Consider the following 11,096-nt stretch of genomic DNA (forward strand, 5'->3'; position numbering starts at 1 on the left):
GGTGATCCGCGAGGTGGCCGACGCCGTTCGCGGCGGTGCCTCCGCGGTCGTTCCGGTGCTGCCGGTCAGCGACACGATCAAGCAGGTCGACGCCGACGAGGTGGTCAGCGCGACCGTGGACCGTTCCCGGCTGCGCAGCGTGCAGACCCCGCAGGGCTTCGAGATCGACGTGCTGCGCGCCGCGTACGCCGCGGCCGATGACTCCGCCACCGACGACGCCGGGCTGGTCGAGCGGATCGGTGGTGTGGTGCGCACCGTTGCGGGCCATCCACACGCCTTGAAGATCACCACCGCGTTCGACCTGGCGATCGCCGAGTCGGTGCTCGCGGCCGAACCGATCGGAGATCCCCGGTGAACGCACCGTCCGGCCCGGTTCCCCGGATCGGGCAGGGCGTCGACGTGCATCCGGTGGAAGCGGGACGCGAGTGCTGGGTGGCCGGGCTGCACTGGCCCGGCGTCGACGGGTGCAGCGGACATTCGGACGGTGATGTCGCAGCGCACGCGCTGTGCGACGCGCTGCTTTCCGCGGCCGGGCTCGGAGATCTCGGTGCCGTGTTCGGCACCGGCGACCAGCGGTGGTCCGGCGCGCACGGTTCGGAGCTGCTGACCGAAGCGCGCTCGCGGATCACCGCGGCCGGTTTCCAGGTCGGCAACGCCGTGGTCCAGGTGATCGGCAACGCGCCGCGGATCGGCAAGCGCCGCGAGGAGGCGCAGCGGGTGCTTTCCGAGGTGCTCGGCGCGCCGGTGTCGGTTTCCGGAACCACCAGTGACGGGCTCGGGCTGACCGGCCGCGGGGAAGGCATCGCCGCGATCGCCACCGCGTTGCTCTTCCCGGCCGCTTGACCTGCGCGCCCGGTTAACGCCGGGGGATCGCGGGGACAAGTCCGGGAAAGCTCGGGGTGCGCACCCTGGCCGCGCCGCCCGCATCCGGTTCATGCTCGACGCATGGTGATCGGACAGAACCGCTGGGTGCGCCGGGCAGTGGTCGGACAGCCGCTGATCGCCTGGCCGTGCGCATTGCTGCTGTGGGCGGGCGGCGGGCCCGCCGCGCTCGCCTTGGCCGCGCTGGTCCTGTGGATCAGCACCGCGTGCTGCGTGTTCGGAATCCTCGCGCCCATGCACCGCGACCGGGCGAGCCGATGCTGAGCATCACCACTTCTGCTTGATGTGCTCCTTCAGCTGCGCGTGCCGGAACTGGTACACGGCTCCGGATTGCCGGAGCAGTTCGCGCTCCCGCGCGTCGTCGAGGAACCGCATCAGCCGCAGCGGGATCTTGCCGCGCATCGCCAGCCAGCCGCGGGCGATCACGAAGTACCACCATGCTGATTCCGTCAGCGTTCCGATGCACAGCACCGTCCCGATGAGGTCGGTCAGCCCTGCGGTGGTGACCGGCCACGCTTCGTCCGGGGGCATCGGCCCCAGCGCCAAGAGCACGAGCGTCGGCAGTTTCCCGAGCACGAGGAAGGTCAACGCCGGGATCAGGGTGGCGGTCCGGTCGTCGCGCAACGAAGTAGCGGGAGTGGTCGCCTCCCACGAGGTGCTGTAGATGCCGCCGCCGCGGGTCAGCCAGTGCCAGGTCGCCCGGGATCGGCCGTTCCGGGAGTTGCTCGCGCCGAGCAGGAACTGGATCGCCGCGCCTCCCGTCAGCAGCATCGCCGCGGAGACCGCGACCATCGCCGCGCACACTCGCGCGATTCTCCGGGCGAGGTCGGTGACAGGTCGGCGTCCGGTGCGCCGCAGCGTCGACTTCGGGGCTTTGCCTTCCACAGCGGCGATGCTGAAGCGGCCCATGAAGATCAGGAAGGTCACTACGAGCGAGCCGACGGCGAGGACCGGGTCGAACAGTTCCACCGGGTTGCCCGCGCCCGCCCAGCACGCACCCAGTGCCACGGCGAAGACGATTCCGCCGGAAACCGGGTAGAGCCAACGCGGCACCGCGAATTGCAGCTCCCACCACGCCAGGTCGGGATTGCCGACACCGTGCTTGTTGCCGGTGTGCGGAGTGCCGGCCAGGAACCGAAGCCACTGCGGGGCCTTTCGGGGATCGTGCGCCTGCGCCGATGGCTCCTCGTAGGCGTGCCGCACCAGGTCGTCCAGCAGGTGCTCGTCCACCTCGCTACGGGTCGCCAGCTCGGTCAGGTGCACCGGTGCGTACCGCCGCGGCGCATGAACGTTGCGCAGCAGCGAGGCCATGAACGGCGATCCGAGGGCTTGGGCCAGCGGTCCGTCCGGGTGCTCCCGCAAATGCATGAACACCCGCCGCCACGAGTTCGTCCGCTGCGGCGAGACGGCCGCGGACAGGTAGTCGATGACCACGTCGACGCCGACCGGCTCGACCTGCACCACCGCCGCGGACCGCAGCACATCGGCCTTGCGGACCGCTGCCTCGTACTCCGCGGTGCGACTGGTCAGCACGAAGGGGGCGTCGGCGTTCAGCGAGCGGTTCAACGTCGTGATCGCCAGCTCCCGCCGAGGGCCGGGCAACTCGTCCAAGCCGTCCAGGATCGGCAGCACGCGACCGGTGCCGAGCAGGCGCTGCACGGTGTCCGGCCCTTGATCACCGAGGTCCGGGTAGTCCTCCGCCAGCCGCCGGGCCAGCCAGGTGTGCACGTGCTCACCGGCGGAGTTCCACGAGCTGATCGACTGCAGCACCGGCACCGGATCACCCGGCGCGCGCTCCTTCAGCAGCCCGAGCAGCAACAGCAGCGCGAGCGTGGTCTTGCCGGAGCCGCCGTCGCCGAGCAGGACCAGGCGGCGTTCCGGCGTCTCCCGGAAGGCCCGCACCAGGGTGCTGATCCGGTCGCTGCTGCCGGAGATCGGTGCGCCGGTGTTGCGCGCGTGGTCGGCCAGGTCTCCGTCGACCGCGTGCCAGGACACCGCCAGCGGTGCCGGGTCGAACAGCCTGCGCTTGGCCGCTTCTTCGCGCCATTGCAGTTCGACGGCGTGCGCGAGGGCTTCCTGGGGCTCGCTCAGCGGATCATCGGGAACCTGCGTGATGTGCACGTTGTCGATGCGTTCCGCCTGGACAACGTGCTTGGCATTGCCGTGGAACTCGTTGTGCGAGTGCGCCATGGTCGCCTTCGGCAGCCGGTGCTGTGATCGAAGGGTAGCGGAGAGTGCGGTCACCTCGTGTCCGGTCGCCGTTGCGCAGTGAGATCGGCCGCAGGTTCCGGCGGTGCGCTCCGGCCCGCACGTACGCTGGGCCGGTGACCTTGCGCGCGGTGTTCTTCGACTTCTCCGGCACGTTGTTCCGGTTGGAGCAGGACGAGTCCTGGCTGGCCGATCTCACCGACGGCAGCGGTACCCCGCTGGACCTGGAGGCGCAGACCGAGGTGCTGCGCAAGCTCACCGCCCCGTCCGGCAACGTGGCGGTGATGGAGCCCGAGTACCAGCACGCCTGGTACCACCGGGACCTCGACCCGGAGATGCACCGCAAGTCGAACCTCGAGGTGCTGCGGCTGTCCGGGATCAGCACGCCGGAGCAGGCCGAGGGGTTGTACTCGCGGCTGGTCGACCCGCTGTCCTGGACGCCGTATCCGGACACCGCCCAGGTGCTGCGCAACCTGCGGGAACAGGGCGTGCGGATCGCGGTGATCAGCAACATCGCCTTCGACATCCGGCCCGCGTTCGCCGAGCTGGGCGTGCTCGACCTCGTCGACGAGTACCTGATGTCCTACGTCGAAGGCGTGATCAAGCCGGACGCCGAGCTGTTCCGGCTCGCCTGCGCGCGGCTGGACGTGGCGCCGGAGGAGGCGCTGATGATCGGCGACAGCGAGGAGGCCGACGGCGGCGCCGCGCAGATCGGCTGCGCCGTCGAGATCGTGCCCCCGCTGCCGACCGAGGACCGGCCGGATGCGCTGCTCAAGGCGGTCGCCGCGCACGGTGCGCAGGCCGAACCGGTCCGCGAGGGTTGAGGCCGGGCGGAAATTCCGCTGGCCGGTCTTGACGCGCCGACCCCTGTCGTGGTTCGCGATCAGGCTGGCCCCGTACCATCGGGATCGTGAGCCTGCACCTGCATGACACCGCGACCCGGACGACGCGCGAATTCCACCCGCGCTGCGGCGGAGTGGCGTCGATCTACGTCTGTGGGGCGACTGTGCAGGGCGTGCCGCACGTCGGCCACGTGCGCAGCGGGCTCAACTTCGACGTGCTGCGCCGCTGGCTGCGGCACACCGGTTACGACGTGCGGCTGATCCGCAACGTCACGGACATCGACGACAAGATCATCAACAAGGCGGCCGAGGCCGGACGTCCGTGGTGGGAGTGGGCGGCCACCCACGAGCGGGCCTTCGAGCACGCCTACGACCAGCTCGGCTGCCTGCCCCCGTCGGCGTTGCCGCGCGCCACCGGGCACATCGGGCAGATGTCCGAGCTCATCGAGCGGTTGATCGACAAGGGGCACGCGTACGCCACCGGCGGCGACGTGTACTTCTCGGTGTCCTCCTGGAGCGAGGAGTACGGCAGGTTGTCCGGGCAGCGCCTCGACGAGGTGCAGCAGGGCGAGGTCGCGGCCGCAGGCAAGCGGGATCCGCGCGACTTCACGCTCTGGAAGGCCGCCAAGCCCGGCGAACCGAGCTGGCCCACGCCGTGGGGCGAGGGGCGGCCGGGCTGGCACCTGGAGTGCTCCGCGATGGCGACCAGCTACCTGGGCAGCGAGTTCGACATCCACGGCGGCGGGCTGGACCTGGTGTTCCCGCACCACGAGAACGAACTCGCCCAGTCCAACGCGGCCGGCGACCCCTTCGCCCGGTACTGGATGCACAACGCCTGGGTGACGATGAGCGGCGAGAAGATGTCGAAGTCGCTCGGCAACATGCTGACCATCCCGGCGGTGCTGGAACGCGCCAGGGCCAGCGAGCTGCGGTACTACCTGGTCGGCCCGCACTACCGCTCGACCGTCGAGTTCTCCGAGGAAGGGCTGACCGAGGCGAGCACCACCTACCGCCGGATCGAGTCGTTCCTGCACCGCGTCGAGCAGCGCACCGGCAGCGTCGAGCACGGCGAGGTCCGGCCGGAGTTCGCCGCGGCGATGGACGACGACCTGTCCACGCCGCAGGCGATCGCCGCGGTGCACACCACGATCCGCGACGGCAACGCGGCGCTGGACGCCGGTGACGACGCCGCGGCGCGCACGGCGGCGGCCTCGGTGCGCACGATGACCGATGTGCTCGGCCTGGACCCGCTCTCGCCGCAGTGGGCCGAGGATTCCGGCGCCGACGACGCGGCGCGGCGAGCACTGACCGAGCTGGTGGACGGCCTGCTGGAGCAGCGGCAGAAAGCGCGGGCGGAACGCGACTTCGCCACCGCCGACCTGTTGCGGGACCGGCTGCTGGCTTCCGGCGTCGCCGTCGAGGACACCCCCGACGGTCCGCTGTGGACACTCAAGGACGGGTGAGACAACGTTGGCAGGCAACGACAAGCGCCGCGGGGCGACCCGCAAGCCCGGCACCAAGAAGGGCATGGTGAAGGGCTCCGGCGGCCAGCGTCGCAAGGGGCTGGAAGGCAAGGGCCCCACGCCCAAGGCGAAGAACCGGGTCAGCCACCCCGCCAAGCAGCGGGTCGACTCGGCCAAGGCGAAGTCCGAGTTCCAGCAGCGCAAGCAGCGGGAACAGCGGGAGCAGCCGGAGCTGATCGCGGGCCGCAACCCGGTCGCGGAATGCCTGCGCGCGGAGGTTCCCTCCACCGGGCTGTACGTGGCGTACGGCATCGACGCGGACGACCGCGTGAAAGAAGCGGTGCAGCGTGCAGGCGACCGCGGCATCTCGGTCGTCGAGGTGCCGCGCACCGAGCTGGACCGGATGACCGGTGGCGCGTTGCACCAGGGCATGGCGCTGCAGGTGCCGCCGTACAAGTACGCGCACACCGACGACGTGCTCCGCACCGCCGTGGATTCCGGCCGGCCGCCGCTGCTGGTCGCGCTGGACGGGGTGACCGATCCGCGCAACCTGGGTGCGGTGATCCGTTCCGCGGCCGCGTTCGGCGCGCACGGGGTGATCCTGCCGCAGCGGCGCAGCGCCGGGATCACCGCGGTCGCCTGGCGCACCAGCGCCGGGGCGGCGGCGAAGCTGCCGGTGGCGATGGCGGTGAACCTCACCCGCACGCTCAAGGACCTCAAGTCCGAGGGCCTGATGGTGGTCGGGCTGGACGCGGACTCCGACATCAGCTCCGACGAGCTGGAGCTGGCGACCCGGCCGCTGGTCGTGGTGGTCGGCTCGGAGGGCCGCGGGCTTTCCCGGCTGGTGCGGGACACCTGCGATCAGACGGTGTCCATCCCGATGTTCAGCGAGGTCGAGTCGTTGAACGCCTCGGTCGCGGCCGGGGTCGTGCTCTCCGAGGTGGCTCGCCGCCGGAGGCGCTGAGCAGCGTGCCGAGCCGCTGGCGCTGATCGGGGTGCGCCCCGCCGGATCCGCTCGCTCACGAGCACCCGGAGTTTCCGAGCGAACGGACTGTTGGTCCGAATAGATTGGTCGAACGGTCCGTTCACTCCTGGCGAAGCGGGGTGGGCGGGCCGCTGGGGCGGGTGCCGGTAGCTGCGCCGCGCGCGAATCGGATCGCGCCGTTCCGCAGAATCCGGGGACTCGCCTGCACTAGAGTCCGGCGGAGACGAACGGGGAGGCCAGGCCTCCCGGCAACGCGAGGCCGGCGCACCGATGTACTTCTCCACTCCGCTGTTCCTGTGGTTGTTCCTGCCGGTCGTGCTGGCGGCCGTGCTGCTCGCCCCGCGCACCGCGCGCAACGGGATCGTCGCCGCCGCGAGCCTGGTGTTCTACGCCAGCGGCGCAGGCGGCACGACGTTGCTGCTGCTGGCGTGCGTGGTGGTCAACTACTTCGCCGGGCGCGGCCTGGAACCGGACGAATGGCGGTTGGACGCGCAGCGCCGCAGGTGGCTGCTGATCGGCGCGGTCTCGTTCAACCTGCTGGTCCTGGTGCTGTGGAAGTACGCGGGCTTCGCCACGCAGCAGATCGCGACGCTGGGCGGCTGGTTCGGCGCGGACCTGCCGGTGCTGCAGCTGGCACTGCCGATCGGGATCTCGTTCTACACGTTCCACCACATCTCCTACGTCGTGGACGTGTACCGCGGTGAGCGGCCCGCGCTGCGCAACCCGGTCGCGTTCGTCACCTACATCGCGATGTTCCCGCAGCTGGTGGCCGGTCCGATCGTGCGCTACCGGGAGATCGCCGATCAGCTGCCGCAGCCGCGCACGCACCGGCTGGACGACATCGCCGCCGGTTTCCCCCGGTTCGCGTGGGGGCTGACGAAGAAGGTCGTGGTCGCCGACACGCTGGCGCCGATGGTCGACGCCTGCTTCGCCACGCCGGGCTCGGAGATGACCTTCGCGGTGGCGTGGCTCGGGGCGATCGGCTACGCGGTGCAGCTGTACTTCGACTTCTCCGGATACTCGGACATGGCGATCGGGCTCGGCCGGATGCTGGGGTTCAAGCTTCCCGAGAACTTCGCGCGCCCGTACTCCTCGGTGACCATCACCGAGTTCTGGCGGCGCTGGCACATGTCGTTGTCCCGCTGGTTCCGCGACTACGTGTACATCCCGCTGGGCGGCAACCGGCGCGGAGTGGGCCGCACCTACCGGAACCTGACGATCGTCTTCGTGCTCACCGGGTTCTGGCACGGGGCGGCGTGGACCTACCTGGTGTGGGGCCTGTTCCACGGGCTGCTGCTGGTCGTCGAGCGCGCCACAGGTTACGACCGCGCGCCGGAGGAGTGGGCGGCGCAGCTGGGCCGCCGCGCCTTGACGCTGCTGCTGATCGTCGTCGGGTGGGTGTTCTTCCGGGCACCTGATCTGGGCACCGCGGGAACGATGCTCGGGCACATGCTGGTGCCCGACCTGTCCGGGCTGACCGACATCGTCGCCGCTTCGGTCACGCACCAGCGGATGTTCTTCCTGCTGGTCGCGTTGGTCGTGGTGGCGCTGCCCGCGACGACCGGGACCGGGCCGTTCCTCGAATCCGTCCGCACCAGGCAGGCGAACGCGCTGCGCATCGGGGTCATGACGGTGGGGCTGGCGTACTCCGGGCTGCTGGTGGCCACCGGTGCGTTCAGCCCGTTCTTGTACTACCAGTTCTGACGAATGCTCCGGAACGCCCGGACTTCGCCCAGTACCGTGCCCGCATGCTCGATCTGCGCCCCACCGCCGAGCACGAGCTGGCCGCTGTCGCGGAGATGGAACTCGACGACGGCACGTCCCGATGGCTCGGCGACACCAGCCGGGAATGGCACGCGAAGGCGTTGGCGGACTCCGATCAGGAACATCTGCTCGCCGAAACCCGCGACGGCCCCGCCGGTTTCGCGGTGCTGGCCGGGTTGAGCAGGCAGGACCGCGTGATCGAGCTGCGCAGGATCGTGGTCGCCGAGCACGCCCGCGGTTCCGGGACCGGGCGGCGGTTGCTGCGGCTGCTGGTGGACCGGGCCCACCAGCGCTATCAGGCGAGCAGGGTGTGGCTCGACGTGAAACCGAGCAATGCGCGGGCGCTGGCGCTCTACGAGTCGGAGGGCTTCGTGGTGGAACGGACCCTGCCCGCCGCCATTGCTGAACCCGACGGGAGCCGTTCCGACCTGCTCCTGCTCGTGCACCCCTGACGAGCGCGGTGAAGTGCCCACGTCGGGACGCGGCCGCCCGCTAGCGTGAACATCGTGTCGAGGACGGACCCCACGGAATTACCTGCGGTGCACGAGTCGTGGCTGCCGCGGGAGCACCCGCTGCACCGGCCGCGGCACGGGCGGCGGCAGCTCACGGCCCTGCTGTGCGCGCTGCTGTTCCTGACCGCACCGGTGACGACCTGGGTGTTCGGGGCACGCGCGGAGCAGTTGGAGAACCGGCCGCCCGCGGAGTTCCCGAGCATCACCGAGGGCTGGGGCTTCCTCACCGGCCTCGGGCCGTGGGCGGCGGAGAACCTGCCGTTCCGCGGTGCGGCGGTGCGTTCGGTGCACGGCATCAGCCAGGGCGTGTTCGGTGAACCCGCCCGGTTGGACAACGGCTCGCACAGCTCGCCGATCGGCACCGGAAGCGACCAGCAGCCGCGCCCGCCGCTGGACGAGAACGTGTTCCCCAAGGTCATCGAGGGTGACGCGGGCTGGCTGTACCTCGGGCACGACGTGTCGTACCCGTGCACCGCGCGGCGCGACCTGAAGCAGGTGATCAGCGGCCTGCAACGGTGGCGGCAGGTGGTCGAAGCCTCCGGGCGGCGGTTCCAACTGGTGATCGCGCCGGACAAATCCACGATGTACCCGGGGAACCTGCCGGAGAACTACGCGGGCGAGGACTGCGCCACGCGCGCGCGGCAGGAGTTCTGGCGGCGCGTGCCGCAGGCCACCGGTGCAGTGGACATGCGGGAACCGCTGCGGGAAGCCGCCGAGCGCAACGGGCGGCCGATCTACCACGACATCGACACGCACTGGACCCACGAGGGCGGCATCACGATGGCCTACCAGCTCGGCGAGCGCCTGCAGCCCGGCGTGACCGACGGTTGGAAGGTCGCGCCCAGCAGGCAGTACCCGCACACCGCGGACATCCCCGACCTGCTCGGGCAGCAGCGCACCGTGCCGATCCAGGCATATTCGCTGGCCCCGGACGGCAGCGCGGACAACACCCGATTCCGGCCCAGTGATTTCCACCGGCCGCTGCAGCTGCACTCGCCGCCGAAGCCGGGCATGATCCGGCAGCCGACGCGGATGATCGGGGACTCGTTCAGCCAGTTCGCCAGCCCGTACCTGGCCGCGACGTTCACCGACATCGGCATCGCGCACGCCGAAGACGTGCCTGCCCGGCCGCGGGAGATGGGCGAGTTCCTGGCCGAAGGCGAGGTGGTGACGTTCGAGCTGTCCGAGCGGTTCGTCTCCGGCGGCCGCTACGACCTGCTCGATCCGGCCGTCGCCGACCGGATCGGCGCGGTCCTCGCCGCGAACCCGCGTTGATCCGGGCGGCGGGTCAGCAGCGGGCGGAGCGGACCGCGTGCACGGCTACCCCCAGGAAGCCGAGGTTGAACATCAGGTGCACGCCCACCACCGCGCGCGGCAGCTGCCCGGCGGCGTGCACGTCGCCGAACCCGACCGTGCTGGTGATCGACAGCGCGAAGTACAGCGCGTCGACCTTCGTGCGCAGCTGCACCACCGACCCCGGCCAGTGCGCGGACAGTCCGAAGTAGACGGCCGCGAAGAACAGCACCGCCAGGTACAGCGAAGTGAGCACCCCGGTCAACCTGGCCGCGCCGGAGCGGAAGCGCCGCACCTGCCGCACGATCGCCGCCGACACCAGCGCCAGCCCCAGCGCGAACAGCGCGACGAACGCCCACGTGCCGGACTTGCCGAACACGCCAAGCGGCAGCGCGAAGTACACCGCCGTGCCTGCGGCGATCGCGCCGACGTTCGTCAGCGCACCGACCAGCAGGGTCCGTCCGCTCGGCTCCGGTGAGAACACCGGTCCAGCGTGGGCGCGGTAGCGGGAGACCGCCAGCGACGTCCCGGGCGGCTCAGGCCGCGGCCGGTGCGTGCGCCACCCGGCGCAGCCGAGCGCCGCCGACCAGCCTGCACACCAGATAGATCACGAACGACAAGATCGTCACGAACGCGCTCACCGGCGCCCCCGGAGCCAGCGACAGCACGATGCCGCCGAGCACCGCGAACTCCGCGAACACCACCGCCAGCACCGTCGCCAGTAGCGGGCTCGCCGTCACCCGCGCCGCCGCGGCACCCGGCGTGACCATCAGCGCGAGCACCAGCAGCGCGCCCACCGTGTAGACCCCGAGCGCCGTGGCCACCCCGACCAGCACCGCGAACAGCGGGGTGAGCATCCGGGCGGGAACTCCGCGCGCAGCCGCCACGTCCGGGTCGACGCTAGCGAACAGCAGCGGCCGGTACACCACCGCGAGCGCCACCAGCACCACCGCGGCGCTGCCGGTCAGCAGCGCGACGTCGGCGGAGTCCACGCCCACGATCTGGCCCACCAGCAGGCTGAACTTGTTCGCGGTGCGCTCCGGGTTCATCCACAGCAGCAGCACGCCCAGACCCAGCCCGAACGAGAGGATCGCGCCGATCACCGAGTCCCGCTCACCGCCGCGCTGCCCGAGCAGGCCGAGCAGCA

General features: G+C 70.9%; 12 protein-coding genes. 9 read left to right on the top strand and 3 right to left on the bottom strand.

What is annotated here, in order from left to right; all coding sequences use genetic code 11:
- The 3 genes from IJH84_RS27490 to IJH84_RS27500 form a co-directional block, all read left to right on the top strand.
- A partial coding sequence (locus IJH84_RS27490; RefSeq protein ID WP_295150760.1) for a 2-C-methyl-D-erythritol 4-phosphate cytidylyltransferase occupies window positions 1–355 on the top strand: 355 nt, incomplete at its 5' end.
- On the top strand, window positions 352–843 hold the full coding sequence (ispF, locus tag IJH84_RS27495; RefSeq protein WP_295150762.1) for a 2-C-methyl-D-erythritol 2,4-cyclodiphosphate synthase: 492 nt from the start codon (window positions 352–354) through the stop codon (window positions 841–843). The genes IJH84_RS27490 and ispF, both read left to right, overlap by 4 nt.
- 102 nt (window positions 844–945) lie before the next feature.
- Window positions 946–1,146, top strand: a complete 201-nt coding sequence (locus tag IJH84_RS27500; RefSeq protein ID WP_200068302.1) for a hypothetical protein — start codon at window positions 946–948, stop codon at window positions 1,144–1,146.
- A gap of 3 nt (window positions 1,147–1,149) precedes the next feature.
- Here IJH84_RS27500 and IJH84_RS27505 read toward each other — a convergent pair whose 3' ends face one another.
- On the bottom strand, window positions 1,150–3,072 hold the full coding sequence (locus IJH84_RS27505) for an NACHT domain-containing NTPase (RefSeq protein WP_295150765.1): 1,923 nt from the start codon (window positions 3,070–3,072) through the stop codon (window positions 1,150–1,152).
- Between the two features lie 134 nt (window positions 3,073–3,206).
- Here IJH84_RS27505 and IJH84_RS27510 point away from each other — a divergent pair, with 134 nt between their 5' ends.
- The 6 genes from IJH84_RS27510 to IJH84_RS27535 all read left to right on the top strand — a co-directional run bounded on the left by IJH84_RS27510 (window position 3,207) and on the right by IJH84_RS27535 (window position 9,931).
- A complete protein-coding gene (locus IJH84_RS27510) occupies window positions 3,207–3,914 on the top strand; it encodes an HAD family hydrolase (RefSeq protein ID WP_295150767.1) in 708 nt (235 codons plus the stop codon).
- Between the two features lie 86 nt (window positions 3,915–4,000).
- Window positions 4,001–5,395: a cysteine--tRNA ligase gene (cysS, locus tag IJH84_RS27515; RefSeq protein ID WP_295150769.1), complete on the top strand. Its 1,395-nt coding sequence runs from the start codon at window positions 4,001–4,003 to the stop codon at window positions 5,393–5,395.
- 7 nt (window positions 5,396–5,402) lie between these two features.
- Window positions 5,403–6,359, top strand: coding sequence for a 23S rRNA (guanosine(2251)-2'-O)-methyltransferase RlmB (gene rlmB / locus IJH84_RS27520; RefSeq protein WP_295150771.1), 957 nt, complete (start codon window positions 5,403–5,405; stop codon window positions 6,357–6,359).
- 291 nt (window positions 6,360–6,650) lie between these two features.
- Window positions 6,651–8,084: an MBOAT family protein gene (locus tag IJH84_RS27525; protein ID WP_200068307.1), complete on the top strand. Its 1,434-nt coding sequence runs from the start codon at window positions 6,651–6,653 to the stop codon at window positions 8,082–8,084.
- Window positions 8,085–8,128: 44 nt separating this feature from the next.
- The gene (locus IJH84_RS27530; protein ID WP_200068308.1) at window positions 8,129–8,596 is read left to right on the top strand and encodes a GNAT family N-acetyltransferase; all 468 of its coding nucleotides are present in this window, start codon (window positions 8,129–8,131) and stop codon (window positions 8,594–8,596) included.
- A 54-nt stretch (window positions 8,597–8,650) separates the two neighbouring features.
- A complete protein-coding gene (locus tag IJH84_RS27535) occupies window positions 8,651–9,931 on the top strand; it encodes a hypothetical protein (protein ID WP_295150775.1) in 1,281 nt (426 codons plus the stop codon).
- Between the two features lie 13 nt (window positions 9,932–9,944).
- Here the strand turns inward: IJH84_RS27535 and IJH84_RS27540 are convergent, their stop codons facing one another.
- On the bottom strand, window positions 9,945–10,433 hold the full coding sequence (locus tag IJH84_RS27540) for an ion channel (RefSeq protein WP_295150777.1): 489 nt from the start codon (window positions 10,431–10,433) through the stop codon (window positions 9,945–9,947).
- A gap of 52 nt (window positions 10,434–10,485) precedes the next feature.
- The coding region (locus IJH84_RS27545) for a metal ABC transporter permease (protein WP_295150779.1) at window positions 10,486–11,096 on the bottom strand (611 nt) is incomplete at its 5' end.

Source organism: Saccharopolyspora sp. (genome assembly GCF_017434145.1).
Lineage (GTDB): Bacteria > Actinomycetota > Actinomycetes > Mycobacteriales > Pseudonocardiaceae > Saccharopolyspora_C > Saccharopolyspora_C galaxeae.

Coding starts and splice junctions, on each gene's coding strand:
- IJH84_RS27500 (WP_200068302.1), top strand. CDS start 946: ATGGTGATCGGACAGAACCGCTGGGTGCGCCGGGCAGTGGTCGGACAG.
- IJH84_RS27505 (WP_295150765.1), bottom strand. CDS start 3,072: ATGGCGCACTCGCACAACGAGTTCCACGGCAATGCCAAGCACGTTGTC.
- IJH84_RS27525 (WP_200068307.1), top strand. CDS start 6,651: ATGTACTTCTCCACTCCGCTGTTCCTGTGGTTGTTCCTGCCGGTCGTG.
- IJH84_RS27530 (WP_200068308.1), top strand. CDS start 8,129: ATGCTCGATCTGCGCCCCACCGCCGAGCACGAGCTGGCCGCTGTCGCG.